The following is an 18,793-nucleotide window of genomic DNA, read 5'->3' as shown; positions in this document are numbered from 1 at the left end:
AGACCCCTGAAACACCCCCTAAGGTCGTTTCGTGCGAGTCCATGTGGTGTCCGACGTCCACGGTGAGGCCGAAGCGCTGGCGAGGGCGGGGGAGGGCGCGGACGCCTTGGTCGTCCTCGGCGACCTGATCGACTTCGTCGACTACCACGATCACTCGAAGGGCATCCTGGGCGCGGTCTTCGGCGCGGAGCGGGTCACCCGGTTCGCGGAACTGCGCCGGCAGCACGGGCGCGAGGCGGGGGTCTACGTCCGCTCCCTGTGGGCCACGCTGGACGACCCCGCCGCAGTGGTCCGGGACGCGGCCAGGGAGCAGTACGCCGAGATGTTCGCGGCGATGACGACGCCCACCTACGCCATCCCCGGCAACGTCGACCTGCCCGAGCTGTGGTCGGAGTTCGCCGGTGACGGGGTGCGCCTGGTCGACGGCGGCACGGCCGAGATCGGCGGGCTGACGTTCGGGTTCGTCGGCGGGACCTTGATCCCTCCTGGTTTCACGTTGAACCGTGACGCGCCGTGGGTGCCCTACATCCGCTCGGTCGACGAGCACACCGAGGCCGTGCGCGCGCTGCCCGCGATGGACGTGCTGTGCAGCCACGTGCCGCCCGCGGTCGCGGAGCTGACCTACGACGTCGTCGCCACGCGCGCGGAGTACGGCTCGACGGCGTTGCTGGAGGCGATCGCGAAGCACTCGCCGCGCTGGTCGCTGTTCGGCCACGTGCACCAGCCGCTCGCCCAGCGGGTCCGGGTGGGGCGCACGGAGTGCGTGAACGTCGGCCACTTCAAGCGCACCCGTCAGCCGTATGTACTGCGGTGGTAGGCGTACGGGTAACCTGCGCGGCATGGCCGACCAGTCCACTCAGTCCATCGTGATCGACGCCGCCCCCGACCAGATCATGGCGGTGATCTCGGACTTCGCGAAGTACCCGGAATGGGCCGAGGCGGTGAAGCACACCGAGGTGCTCAGCAGCGACTCCGCCGGGCGCGGCGAGCAGGTCCGGTTCGTCATCGACGCGGGCCCGCTCAAGGACGAGTACGTCCTCGACTACGACTGGGCCGACGACGGCCGCTCGGTGAGCTGGAACCTGGTCAAGGGCCAGATGCAGAAGGCGCAGTCGGGCAGCTACGTGCTGGCGCCCGAGGGCTCCTCGACCAAGGTGACCTACTCCCTGTCGGTCGAGCTGACCATCCCGATGATCGGCCTGTTCCGCCGCAAGGCGGAGAAGATGATCATGGACGTGGCGCTCAAGGAGCTCAAGAACAGGGCCGAGAGCGCGGCCTGAACCGCCGTCACGCACAATCGTCCCTCGTGCGCGTCCTGCTGTTCACCGGTAAGGGCGGCGTGGGCAAGACGACCCTCGCCGCCGCGACCGCCGCCCGCCTCGCCGCGGACGGCCACAAGGCGCTGGTGGTCTCCACCGATCCCGCGCACTCCCTGGCCGACGCGCTCGGCGTGCCGCTGACCGCCGAGCCCGCCGAGGCGGGTCCTTCGGGGCTGTTCGCGGCGCAGGTCGACGCCAGGTCGCTGGTCGACGGCGCGTGGCGGGAGCTGCGCGAGCACCTGCACACCGTGCTCTCCGGGGCCGGGGTGGACGAGGTGCAGGCCGAGGAGCTGACCGTGCTGCCCGGCGTCGAGGAGCTGCTGGCGCTCTCGGAGGTGCAGCGGCTCGCGGCGACCGGCCCGTGGGAGACGGTGATCGTCGACTGTGGACCGACCGCGGAGACGCTGCGGCTGCTCGCGTTGCCCGAGGCCCTGGCGGGGTACCTGGAGCGGCTGTTCCCGACCCACCGCCGGGTGGTGCGAGGACTGCTCGCCGGGCTGGCCGGAAGCTCCACTGTGGAGCGTTGGGACTCAGCGGCCGACGCGTTGGGCCGCTTGGCCGAACGGCTGGAGTCCTTGCGCGCCATGCTGGTCGACCAGGAGGTCACCAGCGTCCGCCTGGTGCTGACGCCGGAGCGCGTCGTCGCCGCGGAGACCCGCCGGACGCTGACCGCGTTGGCGTTGCAGGGCATCCGCGTCGACCGGCTGATCGCGAACCGCCTGCTGCCCGAGGTCGAGCGGGAGGAGGGCGTCGCGGCCGCGTGGCTGCGCACCAGGCGCGCCGAGCAGGCCGCGGTGCTCGGCGAACTCGGCGGCGATGTGCGGACGCCCCTGGAGACGGTCGGCCACCGCGCGGAGGAGCCCATCGGGGTGCCCGCACTGCTGGAGGTCGCCGCCGAGCTGTACGGCGAGGGCGATCCCCTTGGCGGGGCGGGCAGCGCGGAGCTGATCGAGGTCACCGGCGGGGGCAAGGGCCTGGACGCCGAGTACGCGATGCGGCTGCACCTGCCGCTGGCCGCGGACGCGCAGCTGGACCTCGCCAGGGTCGACGACGAGCTGGTGATCACCCTCGACGGCCGCCGCAGGCTCGTCGCGCTGCCCGCGGTGCTGTGCCGCTGCGAGATCGTCGGCGCGAGCGCGGACGACGAGGGCATCACCGTGCGCTTCAGACCCGACCCTCGAGTGTGGATGCGGTGACATGAGCGAGAACTTGAACCAGGAGCTGAGGCAGCTTTTGGACGCCGTCGCCCAGCGCGCCGAGCCGTGGCTGCGCAAGATCGCCGCCGAAGATCCGCTTGCGGGATCGAGCAAAGATGCCGGCAGCCCGTCCGCAGCCTCTCATCGGGCGAGTTGTACGTGGTGCCCTTTGTGCGCGGCCATTTCCCTGGCTCGCGGCGAACGGCCCGAGCTGGCCGCCAAGGCCGCTGAACACCTCACCGGGCTGCTGACGGTGCTGCGCGCCTCCATGGAGCCGGAGCCGCCGAAGCCCGAGCCCGCCCCGGAACCGGAGCCGCGTCCCGAACCCGCGCCGCGGGTGCAGAAGATCAGCGTCGACCGGTGCTGACCATCGGTGTCGATGTCGGCGGTACCAGCGTCCGAGCGGGCGTCGTCGACGCCTACGGCTCCATCCTGGACACCGCGGTGGCGCCCACTCCGAGCGGAGAGGCGCCGCTGGAGGACGCGATCATCGCGGAGGTCAAGGAACTCGCCTCGCGGCACCAGGTGACCTCGCTCGGGCTGGCCGTGGCGGGGTTCGTCACCGCCGACCGCAGGGGAGTGCGGTTCGCTCCGCACCTGGCGTGGCGCAACGCCGACGTGGCCGAACGGATCTCCGGTCGCCTCGGCCTGCCGGTGGTGCTTGAGCACGACGCCAACGCGGCCGCGCTGGCCGAATACCGCTTCGGCGCCGCGCGCGGGACGCGGGTCGCCGCGCTGGTCGCGCTGGGCACGGGCATCGGCGGTGCGCTGCTGATCGACGGCGAGATCTTCCGCGGGGGCTACGGCGTGGCCCCCGAGCTCGGGCACCTGCGCGTGGTGCCGGACGGGCGGCCGTGCCCGTGCGGGAAGCGCGGCTGCTGGGAGCGGTACTGCAGCGGCACCGCGCTCGCCGCGACCGCGGTGGAGATGCTAGCCCGCGATCCTGGCTGTTCGCTGCTGGGGCGTGAGGCTGCGGGCGACATGCGGGCGGTGACCGGCCGGAAGGTCGCGGGTGCCGCGCAGGACGGCGATCCGTTGGCGCAGCGCGCGATGGACGAGCTGGCCCGCTGGCTCGGGCAGGGCCTCGCGCTGGTGGCGGACGTGTACGACCCCGAGGTCATCGTGATCGGCGGGGGAGTCTCGCAGTCGGCGCCGCTGTTCCTCGACGACGCCCGGGAGCACTACGCGTCGCTGGTGACGGGGGCCGGTCATCGGCCCTTGGCGCGCATCCGCGCGGCGCAGCTCGGCGATGACGCCGGGATCGTGGGGGCCGCCTCGCTCGCGGCCGACCTGGCCGGGCGGCGGCTCAACCCGCGCTGAGTTCGCGGGGAGGAAGGGACGCGGTCGGCGACGCTGCCGACAGCGCTCACTCGTCGTGCTCTTCGGAGAAGGTCCTAGCGGTTGCGACGGCGGAGCAACCGGCGACGGGGCTTCTCGGAGTGGTGCGCGCGCCGCTCGGACCGCTGTTCGGCGGCCTGAGTCAGCGCACGCACGAGCACGAAGGCTTGCAACTGATCCATGAGTCACTCCCTTCGGTGCGCGGGTCCCGGGGTTGTGCCCCGGTTCCCGCGATCACGTTACGGCAGCACTGAATCGTTGTCACAAGCGGAAAAGCGCTTTCGTGTGCGATCTCACCGGGTTAGCTCAGCGGCCGTGATCCGGCTCTCAGCCCGACGGCGGATTCAGTCGTGGTCTAGACCACAAAGCGTGATGGTCTAGACCTGTGCGCCATCGTCCCAGCCGGAGTCCGGCGGGGGTCCCTTGCGCATCCGCAGCACCAGCCAGCCGATGCCGCCGCTGATCGCCAGCAGGGCGAGCGGGGTGCCGGTGCTCGCCGCGAGGCCGAGCACGTTCGGCGCGATCAGCAGCAGCGCGCCGAGGCAGAACAGCGCCAGCGCGCCGAGCGTCGCCGGGCGCAGCGGGGGCAGTGGCGGCGGGTCCGGCGGGACGAAGTGGTCGTCCGCCGACGACCTGCTCGCAGGGTCGAGCGTCGATTCCGAAGACCTGCTCGCGGGGTCGGGTGTTGGTTCCGGGCGGGTGGCCTCCGGCTCGGGGGCCTTGGTCCTCTTGCGCTCCTCCCGCTCGCCGTCCGGCCAGTCGCCGGAGACCCCCTCGCGTTGCAGTCCGGCCACGATCGCGGCGAACGCGGCGTCGACGTCCTCGGGTCCGCCGGTCTCCTCGGCCTTCTTGCTCAAGCAGCCTCACCCACCCTGGCCTCGTGCACGCGGCGCGCGAACTCCACGCTGGCCGCGAAGATCGTCGGTGCGTCGTTGTCGAGCGTGGCGACGTGGAAGCTGTCCGCGAGCACCACCTCGGTCCGGTCCTCGCTGGCCACCCCGTCCAGCACGATCCGCGAGCTGACCGGCTCGACGACGTGGTCGACGGCGGAGCGGAACAGCAGCAGCGGCTGGTGCACCCGGCCCAGGTCGGCCCGCACCACGCTCCAGAGCTGCTGGAGGCTGGCCGCCGCGCGCAGCGGGGTCCGGTCGTAGGCGACCTCGTGCACCCCCGGCTTGGCGATGTCGTTGGCGACCCCGGGGATCGACGGCACCACCTTGGCCAGCAGCGGCAGCAGCCGAGCGCCGCGCTTGAGGGTGGTGACCGAGGGGTTGACCAGGACGAGCCCGGCCGCCTCCGGCCCGTGCCGCTGGGCCAGGCGCAGCGCCAGCGCGCCGCCCATCGACTGGCCGAAGACGAAGGTGGAGCGGCACCGCGCGGACAGCTGCCCGAAGCCGGTTTCCACCCGGTCGTACCAGTGCTGCCAGCGGGTGCGGTTCATGTCCTGCCACCGCGTCCCGTGCCCGGGCAGCAGCGGGCAGCGCACCGAGAACCCCTCGGCGGCCAGGTGCTCCGCCCAGGGCCGCATGCTCTGCGGCGTTCCGGTGAAACCGTGGCAGAGCAGCACACCGATGTCGTCGGAGCCCTCGTGAGCGAAGGGCTCCGCACCGGTCAGGACGGGCACGACAGCCTCCTGGGTCGTGGGCGATGCGCCGCTCGCAATAGTCCCACGCGACACCGTCGGTGCGGCAGATCTCATCGAGTAGGGCACTGTGGTTGGGTGTTCCGCGTTGTGTTCGGTAAGGAACGCTCCGTAGGCTGGCGCGTCACGCTGAGGGCAGGGAGGAGGCGGTCTTCGCAGTGCTCTACTGGCTGATGAAGTACGTCTTTCTGGGACCGCTGCTGCGGTTGTTCTTCCGGCCGACCATCGAGGGGTTGGAGAACGTGCCGCGCAAGGGCGGCGCGATTCTCGCGAGCAACCACCTCGCGGTCGCCGACTCGTTCTTCCTGCCGCTGATGGTCCCGCGCCGGGTGACCTTCCTGGCGAAGCGCGAGTACTTCACCGGCAAGGGGATCAAGGGCCGGTTCAAGAAGGCCTTCTTCAGCGGGGTCGGCCAGGTGCCGATCGACCGGGCCAGCGCCGCGGCGGCGCAGGACGCGCTGGACACCGGCGTGCGGCTGCTGCGCGAGGGCCATCTGCTGGGCATCTACCCCGAGGGCACGCGGTCCCCGGACGGCCGCCTCTACAAGGGCAAGATCGGCGTGGCCCGGATGGCCATGGAGGCCGGGGTCCCGGTCATCCCGGTGGTCATGGTCGGCACCGACAAGGCCAACCCGATCGGTTCGAAGATGTGGCGCCCGCACCGCATCCGCATCGTGATCGGCGAGCCCCTGGACTTCAGCCGCTACGACGGCCTCGGCGGTGACCGGTTCGTGGAGCGCTCGGTCACCGACGAGATCATGTACGCGCTGATGGAGATGTCCGGCCAGGAGTACGTCGACGTCTACGCGGCCAAGGTGAAGGATCCCGTCCCGCCGCGCCCGCGCAAGGCCGAGCGGGTGCCGGAGACCAAGGCGGGCTGAGCGAACCCTAGAGTTGCCCCGGTGCGGTTCTTCTACGATACGGAGTTCATCGAGGACGGCGTGACGATCGACCTGGTGTCGATCGGCGTCGTCGACGAGCGGGGCCGCGAGTTCTACGCGGTGTCCACGGAGTTCGACCCCGACCGGGCCGGGCTGTGGGTCCGGCAGAACGTCCTCGACAAGCTCCCGCCGCCCGCTGATCCGGTGTGGCGCAGCCGCAAGCAGATCCGCGACGACCTCCTGGACTTCCTCAACGAGCCCGGCGAGGACATCGAGCTGTGGGCGTGGTTCGCCGCCTACGACCACGTGGCGCTGGCTCAGCTGTGGGGCGCGATGCCCGCGCTGCCCAGGGAGATCCCGCGCTACACCAAGGACCTCCGGCAGCGCTGGGAGGACCTCAAGCGCCCGCGGCTCACCCCGCCGCCCGCAGACGCGCACTCCGCGCTGGCCGACGCCAGGCACAACCTGGTCCGCTGGAAGATCATGGAGCCGCTCTGGAAGCGGGCCTGAGCCCGCCAACTGGGACCCGCCTTGCTGCACCGATCCAGCTCCTGAAAAGCTGAGCGCGACGACGGTCACACTCTGCGCGCATCCGGCGCAGCGAGGAGGCGATGAAATGCGCATCGGCGTGCTCACCGGCGGCGGGGACTGCCCCGGCCTCAACGCGGTCATCCGCGCGGTCGTCCGCAAGGGCGTCGAGGTCTACGGTCACGACTTCGTCGGCTTCCGCAACGGCTGGAAGGGCCCGATCGAAGGGCACACCCGCCCGCTCGGCCTCGACCAGGTCGAGGACATCCTGACCAGGGGCGGCACCATCCTGGGGTCCTCCCGCACCAACCCCTACAAGGTCGACGGCGGCGTCGAGGCGATCCGCAGGACCCTGGCGGAGCAGCAGGTCGACGCGCTCATCGCGATCGGCGGCGAGGACACCCTCGGGGTCGCCAAGCGGCTCACCGACGACGGCATCGGCGTGGTCGGCGTGCCGAAGACGATCGACAACGACCTCGGTGCCACCGACTACACCTTCGGCTTCGACACCGCGGTGCACATCGCAACCGAGTCGATCGACCGGCTGCGCACCACCGCCGAGTCCCACCACCGCGCGCTGGTCGTGGAGGTCATGGGCAGGCACGCGGGCTGGATCGCGCTGCACTCCGGCCTCGCCGGCGGCGCGAACGTGATCCTGGTGCCGGAGAAGAAGTTCAGCGTCGACAAGGTCGTGGAGTGGGTGCAGCGCCGCTTCGAGCGCGAGTACGCCCCGATCATCGTCGTCGCCGAGGGCGCGATGCCGGAGGACGGGGCCGAGGTCCTGGTCAGCGGCGAGAAGGACGCCTTCGGTCACGTCCGCCTTGGCGGTATCGGCACCTGGCTGGCCGACGAGATCGCGGCGCGCACCGGCAAGGAGTCGCGCGCGGTCGTGCTCGGTCACACCCAGCGCGGCGGCACGCCGACCGCCTACGACCGCGTCCTGGCCACCCGGTTCGGCCTGCACGCGGTGGACGCGGTCAACGACGGCGACTTCGGCGTGATGGTCGCGCTGCGCGGCACGGACATCGTCCGCGTGAAGCTGTCCGAGGCGACCGCCGAGCTGAAGACCGTCCCGACGGAGCGCTACGCCGAGGCCGAGGTCTTCTTCGGCTGACCCACCCGGGGTTGTTGATCTACCCAATGTGGCATTGGTTACGTCTGACGTAACCAATGCCACATTGGGTTCAAACGCATTTGTGGGTCAGGGGGTCGGGGTGTAGCGGTACATCAGGATGCGGGTCAGGTAGTCCTCCTCGCGGAAGATCACGTGCTCGCCGTTGGGCAGCACGGCCGCCGTGATCCCGGTGACCGCGACGTCCACCCAGCCCGCGCGCCGACCGACCTCGGGACCGGCGACCAGGTCGCCGCGGTGGGCGAGGGTGCTGGCGTCGAAGCTCCGCACACGACCGGCCGGATCGCCCTCTCCGGTCCCGGAATCGGCTACGTAGACCCGGTTTCCGGCCACGGCGAGGCCCAGCGGCTCACAGGGGTCGATCCCCCACTGCGGGTACCAGCACCGCTTGTAGTTCATGTCGACCGACCGGCTGAGCTTCCGCTGCGGAGTGGAGAAGTTGTCGTACCTCGCGAGGATGTAGCGCGGCGACGCGGTCGGCCCGGCGGGCGCTCCCCGATAGCCGTACAGGTACATCGTGTCGGTCGCGTCGACGTAGTGGACGTTGAGGATCTTGTCCATTGGCGCGTCAGCCAGCAGGATGTTCTCCGCGCTGCCGTACTGCGGGTTGTTGGCGGAGTCGAAAGACTTCAGCGGGAAGTGGTGCACGTACTTCAGGTTGGGGCCGGTGCCCCAGACCCCGCCCTTCATGTCGATGGAGTGGGCGAAGGAGATCCAGTCCCGGTCGTGGGCCATGTTGGTGATCTCGCCGGGGTCGATGCGGCAGTTGGGGGTGGAGTCGACCCACTTCTGCCTCCCGGGAGTCGCCGGGGTGCCGTCCGGCCACGGCTTGACGCCCTCGGAGAACAGCACGGACGGCCGCGCCTCCTCACCCTCGAACCGGTAGATCCCCAGGTTCGTGAACGCCTGCCCCTGCGGTCGGACGAACAGGTACTTCCGCTCGACGCCGTCTGAGCCCTTCAGGTGCCGCACCGCGACCGCCTGGGTCTGCGTGGTCGCGCCCGTGGTCGGATGCGGGGTCCGGCCGTCGTGCGGGCAGGTCGCGCGGTTCACCGTCAGCTGCGTGCGGTTGGGCTGCCACTCCTGGCCGGGCTGGGTGGCGGCGTAGTTCAGTGAGTACTTGTTGAAGGCCGTGTACACCTGCGACGGGTCGCGCGGGTCCGGCACCCCGGCGTCCAGGAACACGTGGTTGACGACCTTGCTGTCCAGCACGTGGTTCGCGGTGAAGCGGCGGATGTCCAGCCAGCCGTAGGTGCCCCGTCCATTGGCGGCCACGGTGATGTTGCCCGCCTTGTCGATCCCGACCCCGGTCAGGTTGTCGAAGCGGTCGTCGCCGTAGACCCCCTTGTGCGCCACCACTCCGCCCGGCTGGCCGAGCTTCCCGATGAGCTGGTTGGTTTCGGAGTAGATCCGAACCTGTTGTGCCGCAAGGTGGTTGTCCGCGATGAGCAGTCGGTTCGCGTTCGCCGCCAACGCCACCGGCGTCGTGCCCACGTCCGCGATCGTGGCGCCCGCGGTCACCGCGCCAGTCGGTTGCACCTTCCACTCCCGCACCTCGCGCTTGCCGGATGCGTTGTCCGACAAGGCGAACAGGCTGTTCGTGGCGTGCCGGAAGGCCAGCGCGCCGGGGTTGCGGGCGGAGTGCTTTGCGACGAGCGTCATCTTCTCGCGCTCGTAGACGTAGATCAGGTTCTCCGAGGGGCGGGACACGAACACGAACCCGAGTCCCGCGGTGATCCCACCGGGTACGCCGGTGAGGTTGCGCCCGGCCGTCCAGCTCGACGCGACCGGGTCGCCGCCCGGGAAGTCCGACATCGGGATCGTGTCGCCGTACCAAGGGTTCTTGTGCGGCGCCGTGCCGCGCTGGAACCGGGTCAGCACCTGCCCGAGGTTCTTGAGGCTGCCGTCCGGCAACCGCTCACCCCAGCGGGTGTGGTCGGCGTAGAAGTACTTGTCGTCCCCGGCGACGACCGTGCCGCCGGAGCCCTGCGGGTAGAGCTGCGTCACCGGACGCGCAGTCGCCCCGGCGCCGAAGCGGTAGACGCCCTTCTCACGCGAGCCCTCGTCGTAGACGGAGTTGGTGTAGGCCAAGCCGTCCGCGGCCTGCGGGTCGACGAAGACCGACGCAACCCTTACCTGCACCCATTTTCTGCCGTAGCCGGGCCACTTCTGGTCGGTCGAGTGGATGTAGGCGGCGTCCTCGGCGGTCATGGTCTCCGCGAGCCACGACGTGCGGTGCGACAGCGGAGTCTCGGCCGCCGCCGTCGCAGGCACGACGAGCATCGCCGCAAGCAACAGGCGTTTCCACATGGCCGCGAGTCTCGAAGCCCGCGGCCACGCGGGAGAAGCGTTTGCTCCTAGGGCTGCCTCATCGGGCGTGAATCACCTCGTCCCGGGAGATCGCCAGCATCTCCTCGCGGGAGACGACCTTGATCCGTTCCCGCCCGCGCGCGTCACCGAGCCGCAGCTCGTGCACGTCCAGCCGGTTCCAGCCCTCGTGCGTGGTGTAGTGGATGTCCCTGCGCTCCAACAGGTCCAGGATCGCCGAGGGGTCCGGCTCCGCGGCCTCGCGCAGCGTCGGCAGGTCGGCGAGCAGGCTGCCGATCGTCTCCAGCGCGTCGCCCTTGGTGTGCCCGATCAACCCGACCGGGCCGCGCTTGATCCAGCCGGTCACGTAGCAGCCGGGCAGCTGCTGGCCGTCCTGGTCGAGGACCCGGCCCGCGTCGTGCGGGACCGTGCCGGTGGAGTGGTCGAACGGCAGGTCCGCCAGGTGCGAGCCGAGGTAGCCGACCGCGCGGTACACCGCCTGCACGTCCCAGTCGTGGAACACGCCGGTGCCCCGCGCGCCGCCGTTGCCGTCCAGCTCCATCCGCTCCGTGCGCAACCCCGTCACCCCGCCCGCGCCGAGCACCTCGACCGGCCGGTGCAGGAAGTGCAGGTGCAGCCGCCGCGGACGGGTTCCGGGATCGCGGATCGCCCAGTCCTGCAAGGTCTTCACGACCTGCCGCACCTGGTTGCTGGAGTGGATCGCGGTCATGCTGCCGTCGTCGAACTCGATGTCCTCCGGGTACACCAGGACCTCGACGTTCGGCGAGTGGTCCAGCTCGCGCAGCTCCAGCGGCGTGAACTTCGCCTGCGCCGGACCGCGCCTGCCGAAGACGTGCACGTCCGTGACCTGGCTGGCGGCGAGGCCGCGGTAGACGTTGTCGGGGATCTCCGTGGACAGCAGCTCGTCCGCGGGCTTGGCGAGGATGCGCGCCACGTCCAGGGCCACGTTGCCGACGCCGAGCACCGCGACGCTGCGCGCGGTCAGCGGCCAGTCGCGCGGCACGTCGGGATGTCCGTCGTACCAGGACACGAAGTCCGCGCCGCCGTAGCTGCCCGGCAGACGAATGCCCGGGATCTCCAGGTCGCGGTCCTTGGACGCGCCCGTGGAGAAGATGACCGCGTCGTAGTGCCCGCGGAGGTCTTCCAGGGTGATGTCCAGCCCGTAGTGCACGTTGCCCAGCAGGCGGATCTCCGGCTTCTCCAGCACGCGCTGCAACGCGTGCACGATCTGCTTGATCCGCGGGTGGTCCGGTGCGACCCCGTACCTGATCAGGCCGTACGGCGCGGGCAGCCGTTCGAACAGGTCGATGCTGACCGGGGTGTCGGACTTGGTCAGGATGTCGGCCGCGTAGATACCGGCCGGACCGGCGCCCACGACCGCGATCCGCAGCGGACGACGCTTGTGCACACTCACGTGCCCAAGGTTAGCCTTACCTAAGGACTAGGTGGCTGTGTGTCTGCTCATAGCGCCCCGATGTCGAGGTACGCGGCGAAGGTGCCGAGCCAGTGGTCGGCGGCGTAGCCGTAGCCGAACACGTAGCGCCAGCCGTCCTCCGCGTGCGTACTGGCCGCCTCCTCGGCGATAGCGCGGTATGGATGCGTATCGGGCAGAGCGGCGGCCAGGGAGCGCCACGCGGAGGCCCTGGACAGCATCAAGCCGGAGATGTGCGAGCCGTGCGGATCGGCCGGGTCGTCCACCGGAACGGGCTCGCGCAGCACGCTCCATCGGGGCGCTTCGAGGTTCGGCAGGAAGCCGGAGAGCCAGTCCAGGAACGCGGGTCCGGGCAGCACCCGCCGCATCACGTCGATCTCCGTCAGCGCGGGGGAGAGGAAGTCCGACGCGTTCGGCTCGAAGCCGCCGTAGCCCACGTCCGAGCCGTACCAGCGCAGCACCGCCACGGTGGTCGCGTCGACGAGTTCGGTGTCACCGACCGCCCGCGCGGAGTCCAGCACCAGGCCCGCCGCGAACGCGGTGTTGGAGTGCACGCCGCTGCGCACGGGCCACCGCGCCTTCGCGGCCCACTCCAGCCAGCGTGTCCGCAGCACCTCGGTAAGCGGCCGCAGGGCGTCCGACCACGTACCCGCGCGCTCGCCGCCCAACTGCGAAGCCCACAGCCGCAGCTCGGCGTCCAGGACGAACAGCCACGCCCAGCCGTAGGGCCGCTCCCAGTAGCCACCGTGCGGCCCGCGGAAGAACTCGGCCTCCTTCTCGCAGCCCTCGACGGTCAGCAGGCTGTCGAGCACGTCGGCCGCACGTGCCGCCTCGGCCAGCGCCGGGCGGGTCCGCAGCAGCCGCACGATCAGCCACGTCTGGTGCACGCAGGAATGCCAGTCGTAGCTGCGGGCGAACACCGGGTGCAGCGCGCTCTGCGGGACCAGTTCCTCGTCGGAGGAGATCAGGTGCGTCCAGTGCACCGGGTGGTCGCGCAGCACGTTCTCCAGCGCCACCGAGAGCAGCCGGGCGGCGGTGTCGTCGTCCAGTCGGGAGGCCATGGGCACCCATCCTGCCCCGCCGGGTGCACGGCCACAGCACCCGATCGGTCGCACGCGAACGGCATTCACCCCTTCTCAGCTGGTGGAATCGGCGTACCGATAGCCAGGAGATAGCGGTCACGCCGTAGGCTTGTCGAGTGAACTGGACCGTGGATGTGCCGGTCGACACGCTGCCCGAGCTGCCCCCGTTGCCGCCGGAGTTGCGTGCTCGGCTCGATGACGCGTTGTCGCGTCCCGCCGCTCAACAGCCCGAGTGGCCGAGCGCCGACCAGGCCCGCAACGTGCGGACCGTGCTGGAGAGCGTCCCCCCGATCACCGTTCCCGCCGAGGTCGACCGCCTCCGCGAACGGCTGGCCGAGGTGGCGCAGGGCCGGGCGTTCCTCCTCCAGGGCGGGGACTGCGCGGAGACCTTCGTCGACAACACCGAACCCCACATCAGGGCGAACATGCGCGCCCTGCTGCAGATGTCGGTCGTGCTGACCTACGGCGCGAGCATGCCGGTGGTGAAGGTCGGCCGGATCGCGGGCCAGTACGCCAAGCCGCGCTCCTCGGCCACCGACGCGCTCGGCCTGCCGTCCTACCGCGGCGACATGATCAACTCGATCGTGGCCAGCCCGGAGGCCAGGGTCAACGACCCCTCGCGGATGGTCCGCGCCTACGCCAACGCCAGCGCCGCGATGAACCTGCTGCGCGCGCTGACCAGCTCCGGCGTGGCCGATCTGCGCCGGGTGCACGACTGGAACAAGGACTTCGTCCGCACCTCGCCCGCCGGCGAGCGCTACGAGGCCCTGGCCACCGAGATCGACCGCGGCATGCGCTTCATGTCCGCCTGCGGCGTCGACGCCTACCCGCTGCACACCGTGGAGATCTACGCCAGCCACGAGGCGCTGGTGCTGGACTACGAGCGGGCCATGCTGCGGCTGGAGCAGGGCGGACCGGACCCGAAGCTGTACAACCTCTCCGCGCACTTCCTCTGGATCGGTGAGCGGACCCGGCAGCTCGACGGCGCGCACATCGCCTTCGCCGAGCTGCTGGCCAACCCGATCGGGCTGAAGATCGGCCCGACCACCACGCCCGAGCTGGCCGTGGAGTACGTGGAGCGGCTCGACCCGCGCAACGAGCCCGGCAGGCTGACGCTGATCAGCCGGATGGGCAACGGCAAGGTCCGCGACGTGCTGCCCGCGATCATCGAGAAGGTCACCGCCTCCGGCCACCAGGTCATCTGGCAGTGCGACCCGATGCACGGCAACACCCACGAGGCCAGCACCGGCTACAAGACCCGGCACTTCGACCGGATCGTGGACGAGGTGCAGGGCTTCTTCGAGGTGCACCGCGCGCTGGGCACCCACCCCGGCGGCATCCACATCGAGCTGACCGGTGAGGACGTCACCGAGTGCCTCGGCGGCGCCCAGGAGATCTCCGACATCGACCTCGCGGGCCGCTACGAGACGGCCTGCGACCCGAGGCTGAACACCCAGCAGTCGCTGGAGCTGGCCTTCCTCGTCGCCGAGATGCTCCGCTCCTGACCGACCCGCCGCGCGAACCCGGCCCCGGACCGTCCACGCAGGACGGTCCGGGGCCGTTTCACTGACACCGCCCGCACTCCGCCCCCGTGGTTGGCCGGTCTTCAAGTACCCCCAACCCCGCCGACGATCACCGAAAACCGCCTCATACCTCCGGAGGACCGGGAGGTATGAGGCGGTTACGGACAGCTGGGGCGGGGGTTCGGTGTACTTGAAGACGCCCTCACCACGGCGGCTAGAAGAGGCAGGTCAGGATGATCTTGGTGCCGGGGCGGACCCTGGTGCCGGGGGCGGCGGACTGGGAGACGACCGTGGCGTCGTCCCGGCCACCACCGGGGAGCACGTGCCGGACCTCGACGTCCAGACCCTTCTCCCGCAGCGCCTTCGCCGCGTCACTGGCCTTCTGGCTGCTGACGTTGGGCACCGTCACCGCGTTGGACAGCATCACCTTGACCCGCCTGGTGGACTTCGGGTCCAGCTTCGTCCCCGCGGGCGGGTCGGTCTTGGCCACCCGGCCCGCCTCGTAGTCGGCGCTGAAGTCCTGACCGCCGTCCTCCGGTTCGAAGCCCAGCCTGCGCAGCTCCGCGTAGGCGGCGTCCTTCGTCATCCCGGCGACCGCGGGCACCGGCACCGGCGGCTTGCCCTTGGACAGCGCGATGGTGACCGCGGCCCCCACCTTCAGCTTCGTCCCGGGACCGGGGACGAGCTTGAGGACCCTGCCCTCCGGAACCTCCGTGCTGTAGTCGTCGGCGGAGGCGTTCTGCGCGGGCTGGAGCTTGGCCTCCCTGATCGCCCGCTCCGCGTCGCCGATGCTCGCGCCCGCCGCCACCTGCGGCACCTCCGGCAGGCCGGCGGAGACCACGAGCGTGACCTCGTTGCCCCGCAACACCTTCGAGCCGCTCTGCGGGTCCGAGCGGATCACCTCGTCGATCGGCACCTCGTCGTGCGGCTCGTGCACCACCTTGGCCACCAGGTCGGCCGTGCGCAGCCGATCCTGCGCCTTGCCCAGCGTCTGCCCGGCCAGCGGCGGCACGTCCGTGAAGCGCCCGGAGGCCAGCCACCACGCCGTGCCGCCGACTCCGGCCACCAGCAACGTGATCACGAGCGACCAGATCAGCGCGAGGCGCCTTCCGCGGGCCCGCTCCTGGTCGCGCTTGCTGGGCGGCGGCGCCGGTTCCCCCTCCGGGGCGGCGGCCTGCTGGTGCTGGGCCATGGCGGGCAGGTCGGAGCGGTTCATCGTGCGCGTGCCCATCGGCCCGCTGCTGACGGGAAGCCGCGGCTTCTGCACAGTTGGACCGTCTGTGTAGTCCCTGATCGCGGTGATCTGCTCGGTCGGCGGATCGTCGTCGCGCGCGGGCTTGTAGGACGGCAGCTTGGCCGAGACCTTGCTCGGCGGGACGGGGACCGGGACCGGGTGGATGCCGAGCGAGGTGCGGACCCGGCGCAGTTCGTTGAGGAACGCCGTGGCGTCGGAGGGCCGCACGGACGGGTCGCGGCGCGTCGCCCGCACGACCAGCTCGTCCAGTTCGGCGGGAACGCCCTGGCGCAGGGTGCTCGGCGCGGGCACGTCGTTGTTCACGTGGCGGTAGGCGACGGAGAGCGCCGTGTCACCGGTGTAGGGCGGGGTCCCGGCCAGCATCTCGAAGAGCACCAGACCGGCCGAGTAGACATCGCTGCGCGCGTCCGCGGCGCCGGTGGCGACCTGCTCCGGCGCGAGGTAGGCGACCGTGCCGAGGATGACGCTGTCGCTGGTGGTGCCCGCGCCCGCGATCGCCTTCACCAGGCCGAAATCGCCCACCTTCACGGTGCCGCCGCGGCCGATGAGGACGTTCTCCGGCTTGATGTCGCGGTGCACCAGCGCGGCCTCGTGCGCGGCGGCGAGCGCGGCCAGGATCGGCTCCAGGACGCTCAGCGCCAGCGGGATCGGCAGTTCACCGCGCTCGTGCAGCACATCGCGCAGCGTTCCGCCCTCGATGTACTCCATCACCAGGTACGCGAGCTCACCGTCCTCGCGGTGGTCGACACCCTGGTCGTAGACGCCCACGATGCTCGGGTGGTGCAGCCGGGCGGCCGTGCGCGCCTCCCGCTCCAGCCGGTCGAGGAAGGACCGGTCCCCGGACAGCCGGGAGTCCATCACCTTGATCGCGACGGGACGCTCCAGCCGGGTGTCCAGGCCCAGGTAGACCGAGGACATGCCCCCGCGCGCGATCATGGTGTCGATGCGGTACCGCCGCTCCAGCAGCGTTCCGCTCAATTCGGCACCCCTCGATTCCACAACGCCCGATGGTATGCGCTCGGTGTGACACGCCTGCGACGGCGGCAGGCACTTGCGCGTTGTGGCAGGCTGGACCGCTGTGAGTCAGATCCCTACCTCCCCGGACGTACTCGACGCCGAGGTGGAGGTCCTCCCGCTGCCCGACGTCGCGGAGCGGCTCGGCCAGCCGGTGACACGAGTGCACCAGATGCTTCGGGACGGCCAGTTGCTCGCGGTGCGCCGCAATGGCATCCGCGCCGTTCCCGCCGCCTTCCTCACCGAGACGGGCGTGGTCAAGCACCTCGGCGGCACCGTCACGGTGCTCCGCGACGCCGGATACGACATCGAGGAGATCCTGCGCTGGCTGTTCACCTCCGACGATTCCCTGCCGGGAACGCCGATCGACGCGTTGCGCGGCGACCGCGGCCGTGAGGTGAAGCGCAGAGCGCAGGCCCTCGCCTTCTAGCCAGATTCCCCCGTCCACCAACGACAAACGGCGCCGTCCCCACGCGAGGGGCGGCGCCGTTCGGCTCTTCGGGGCTCAGACGTGCGCGCCCTTGCCCTTCCTGGAGAACCCCAGCGGGTCGTTGCGCAGCAGCGACTTGGCGGCCAGCAGCGAGAGCAGCAGCAGCACGGCGACGTGCAGGTGGTTGTAGCTCGCCGCGTCACCGTCCGGATAGCTGATCGCGATCTGGAACGCCGAACCGAAGACGATCACCGTCGAGGCCCACCGGGACAGCGGGAGCGCGGCGGCCAGCGCCAGCGCCAGCGTGAAGTACCAGGGGAACGTGGTCTGCAACAGCACCGACATGCCCAGCATCACCAGCGCGGCGCGCCGGATGACGTTGTGCTCCTCGCCGTCGCGCGAGAGCCACCACTGCCGCAGCGCGATGTAGCCGAGCAGGGCCATGCCCAGCATCCGCGCGGTGTTGTAGTACAGGCTGTGGCTGGGGCTGTAGAACCAGCTCGCGATGCCGTGCGCCAGCTGGCCGGCGCCGGTCGGCAGCGAGGTCCAGTTGAGCACCACGGAGTTCGCCGACAGCGCGGGGATCCAGCCGAGGCTGACGTTCGCGACCAGCTGGCAGGCGGCGAAGGCGGCGAAGAACACCCCCGTGCCGATCCCGGCGGCGCGCACGAACCTGGACAGCTCCGTGCCCTTGAGGTGCCTGGCCCAGATCCACACCAGGAACGGCAGCACGACGACGGCCTGGATCTTGATGGCGGCGCCCAGTGTGACCAGCACGATGCCCAGCACGTGCTGGCGGCGCATCACCATCAGGGTGCCGAGGGCCAGCAGTCCGACCATCATCAGGTCGTTGTGCGGTCCGCCGACCAGGTGCACCACCACGAGCGGGTTGGCCGCCCCGATCCACAGCGCCACGGACGGGTTGCCGCCCAGCCGCTCCGCCAGCCTGGGCAGGGTCCAGCACAGCATGAGCAGGCCGCCGATCAGCGCGACGCGCATCAGCAGCACGCCGGCGATCATGTTGTGCCCGCTGATGGCCACGACGCCCTTGGCGATCAGGATGAACAGCGGCCCGTACGGGGCGGGGGTGGTCTGCCAGATCCACGCCACGTTCTCGGCGATCGGCCCGTCCACCGCGGCGGGGCCGAGCGCGTAGGTGTCCAGCCCCTCCAGCGGCAGCAGGCCCTGACCGAGGTAGCTGTAGACGTCCCTGGTGAACAGCGGCGGGCCGAGCATGACCGGCACGCACCACGCGGTGATCGCCAGCAGCACGCCGCGGCTGCCGACCCGGCCGGCCCGCACGTGCCTGCCGAGCCGGACCCAGGCCCAGACCAGCAGGACCACGCCGAGGTAGACCACCAGCTCGGCCAGGTTCTTGCCGTGCCCGAAGCGGATCCAGGTCAGTGAGGTCCCGGACAGGATCGGGTCCCGGACCAGGATGCCGCCCGCCCCGAGTGCCCCGAGCGCCGCGAGGCAGGCTCCGATGACACCGAGCAGGATCGTGCGGCCGGGTATCCCGGTCGCCTTGGCCGTCCGGGAGGTCCCGGAGGCGCCGGTACCGGAGGCGTTGGCGACCGGATCCGGATGTGCGCGCTCGACTGGCCGCTCGGTTACCCGGGTGCGCCCCCCGGGCTCGCTCGACCCCGGCTCGTCGCCGGGGCCGGTGATGGGCGGAGAGGACATGGTGGACATC

The 18,793-nt window shown here is 70.9% G+C and carries 18 protein-coding genes; 10 read left to right on the top strand and 8 right to left on the bottom strand.

All coding sequences use genetic code 11. The features are described from left to right. The first annotated feature begins 31 nt into the window (after positions 1 to 31). The 5 genes from NLX83_RS21095 to NLX83_RS21075 are packed head-to-tail and all read left to right on the top strand — an operon-like array spanning position 32 to position 3,835. Complete coding sequence (locus NLX83_RS21095; protein WP_254236800.1) at positions 32 to 817, top strand: metallophosphoesterase family protein; 786 nt, start codon at positions 32 to 34, stop codon at positions 815 to 817. A gap of 22 nt (positions 818 to 839) precedes the next feature. After that, positions 840 to 1,280 carry an SRPBCC family protein gene (locus NLX83_RS21090; RefSeq protein WP_254236799.1) on the top strand — a complete coding sequence of 147 codons (441 nt, stop codon included), beginning with the start codon at positions 840 to 842 and terminating at the stop codon, positions 1,278 to 1,280. A gap of 26 nt (positions 1,281 to 1,306) precedes the next feature. Then, positions 1,307 to 2,515: an ArsA family ATPase gene (locus NLX83_RS21085; protein ID WP_254236798.1), complete on the top strand. Its 1,209-nt coding sequence runs from the start codon at positions 1,307 to 1,309 to the stop codon at positions 2,513 to 2,515. A gap of 1 nt (position 2,516) precedes the next feature. Continuing rightward, positions 2,517 to 2,882 carry a hypothetical protein gene (locus NLX83_RS21080; RefSeq protein ID WP_254236797.1) on the top strand — a complete coding sequence of 122 codons (366 nt, stop codon included), beginning with the start codon at positions 2,517 to 2,519 and terminating at the stop codon, positions 2,880 to 2,882. Further along, complete coding sequence (locus NLX83_RS21075) at positions 2,876 to 3,835, top strand: ROK family glucokinase (RefSeq protein ID WP_254236796.1); 960 nt, start codon at positions 2,876 to 2,878, stop codon at positions 3,833 to 3,835. Before NLX83_RS21080 ends, NLX83_RS21075 begins: the two co-directional genes overlap by 7 nt. Positions 3,836 to 3,909: 74 nt before the next feature. Here the strand turns inward: NLX83_RS21075 and NLX83_RS41085 are convergent, their stop codons facing one another. The 3 genes from NLX83_RS41085 to NLX83_RS21065 form a co-directional block, all read right to left on the bottom strand. Continuing rightward, positions 3,910 to 4,035, bottom strand: coding sequence for a hypothetical protein (locus NLX83_RS41085; protein WP_256564037.1), 126 nt, complete (start codon positions 4,033 to 4,035; stop codon positions 3,910 to 3,912). Positions 4,036 to 4,230: 195 nt separating this feature from the next. Continuing rightward, positions 4,231 to 4,710 carry a hypothetical protein gene (locus NLX83_RS21070; RefSeq protein ID WP_254236795.1) on the bottom strand — a complete coding sequence of 160 codons (480 nt, stop codon included), beginning with the start codon at positions 4,708 to 4,710 and terminating at the stop codon, positions 4,231 to 4,233. Further along, the gene (locus NLX83_RS21065; RefSeq protein ID WP_254236794.1) at positions 4,707 to 5,477 is read right to left on the bottom strand and encodes an alpha/beta hydrolase; all 771 of its coding nucleotides are present in this window, start codon (positions 5,475 to 5,477) and stop codon (positions 4,707 to 4,709) included. Before NLX83_RS21065 ends, NLX83_RS21070 begins: the two co-directional genes overlap by 4 nt. A gap of 176 nt (positions 5,478 to 5,653) precedes the next feature. Here NLX83_RS21065 and NLX83_RS21060 point away from each other — a divergent pair, with 176 nt between their 5' ends. From NLX83_RS21060 to NLX83_RS21050, 3 genes are all read left to right on the top strand, one after another. After that, positions 5,654 to 6,376, top strand: a complete 723-nt coding sequence (locus NLX83_RS21060; RefSeq protein ID WP_254236793.1) for a lysophospholipid acyltransferase family protein — start codon at positions 5,654 to 5,656, stop codon at positions 6,374 to 6,376. A gap of 21 nt (positions 6,377 to 6,397) precedes the next feature. Then, the gene (locus NLX83_RS21055; protein ID WP_254236792.1) at positions 6,398 to 6,886 is read left to right on the top strand and encodes a polyadenylate-specific 3'-exoribonuclease AS; all 489 of its coding nucleotides are present in this window, start codon (positions 6,398 to 6,400) and stop codon (positions 6,884 to 6,886) included. Positions 6,887 to 6,992: 106 nt separating this feature from the next. Beyond that, positions 6,993 to 8,018 carry a 6-phosphofructokinase gene (locus tag NLX83_RS21050; protein WP_254236791.1) on the top strand — a complete coding sequence of 342 codons (1,026 nt, stop codon included), beginning with the start codon at positions 6,993 to 6,995 and terminating at the stop codon, positions 8,016 to 8,018. A gap of 87 nt (positions 8,019 to 8,105) precedes the next feature. On the opposite strand, the gene NLX83_RS21045 is transcribed toward NLX83_RS21050, so the two are convergent. The 3 genes from NLX83_RS21045 to NLX83_RS21035 form a co-directional block, all read right to left on the bottom strand. Continuing rightward, positions 8,106 to 10,346, bottom strand: a complete 2,241-nt coding sequence (locus tag NLX83_RS21045) for a hypothetical protein (RefSeq protein ID WP_254236790.1) — start codon at positions 10,344 to 10,346, stop codon at positions 8,106 to 8,108. A gap of 58 nt (positions 10,347 to 10,404) precedes the next feature. Further along, positions 10,405 to 11,739, bottom strand: coding sequence for a pyridine nucleotide-disulfide oxidoreductase (locus NLX83_RS21040; RefSeq protein ID WP_254236959.1), 1,335 nt, complete (start codon positions 11,737 to 11,739; stop codon positions 10,405 to 10,407). Between the two features lie 86 nt (positions 11,740 to 11,825). Then, entirely contained in the window at positions 11,826 to 12,857 is a 1,032-nt protein-coding gene (locus NLX83_RS21035) for a DUF2891 domain-containing protein (RefSeq protein ID WP_254236789.1), read from the bottom strand. Positions 12,858 to 12,994: 137 nt separating this feature from the next. Here NLX83_RS21035 and NLX83_RS21030 point away from each other — a divergent pair, with 137 nt between their 5' ends. Further along, positions 12,995 to 14,383 (top strand): class II 3-deoxy-7-phosphoheptulonate synthase, encoded by a 1,389-nt coding sequence (locus tag NLX83_RS21030; RefSeq protein WP_254236788.1) that lies wholly within the window; start codon positions 12,995 to 12,997, stop codon positions 14,381 to 14,383. A gap of 232 nt (positions 14,384 to 14,615) precedes the next feature. Here the strand turns inward: NLX83_RS21030 and NLX83_RS21025 are convergent, their stop codons facing one another. Next, the gene (locus NLX83_RS21025; protein ID WP_441296813.1) at positions 14,616 to 16,592 is read right to left on the bottom strand and encodes a PASTA domain-containing protein; all 1,977 of its coding nucleotides are present in this window, start codon (positions 16,590 to 16,592) and stop codon (positions 14,616 to 14,618) included. A 142-nt stretch (positions 16,593 to 16,734) separates the two neighbouring features. On the opposite strand from NLX83_RS21025, the gene NLX83_RS21020 reads away from it, so the two are divergent. Beyond that, positions 16,735 to 17,100, top strand: a complete 366-nt coding sequence (locus NLX83_RS21020; RefSeq protein WP_254236786.1) for an Rv2175c family DNA-binding protein — start codon at positions 16,735 to 16,737, stop codon at positions 17,098 to 17,100. Positions 17,101 to 17,175: 75 nt separating this feature from the next. Here the strand turns inward: NLX83_RS21020 and mptB are convergent, their stop codons facing one another. Continuing rightward, on the bottom strand, positions 17,176 to 18,783 hold the full coding sequence (mptB, locus tag NLX83_RS21015) for a polyprenol phosphomannose-dependent alpha 1,6 mannosyltransferase MptB (protein WP_254236785.1): 1,608 nt from the start codon (positions 18,781 to 18,783) through the stop codon (positions 17,176 to 17,178). Between the last annotated feature and the right edge of the window lie 10 nt (positions 18,784 to 18,793).

Origin of the sequence: Allokutzneria sp. A3M-2-11 16 (assembly GCF_024213555.1) — a bacterium.
Lineage (GTDB): Bacteria > Actinomycetota > Actinomycetes > Mycobacteriales > Pseudonocardiaceae > Allokutzneria.
The sequence above is the reverse complement of the archived record's forward strand: the minus strand, read 5'-3'. Positions and strand labels throughout refer to the sequence as shown.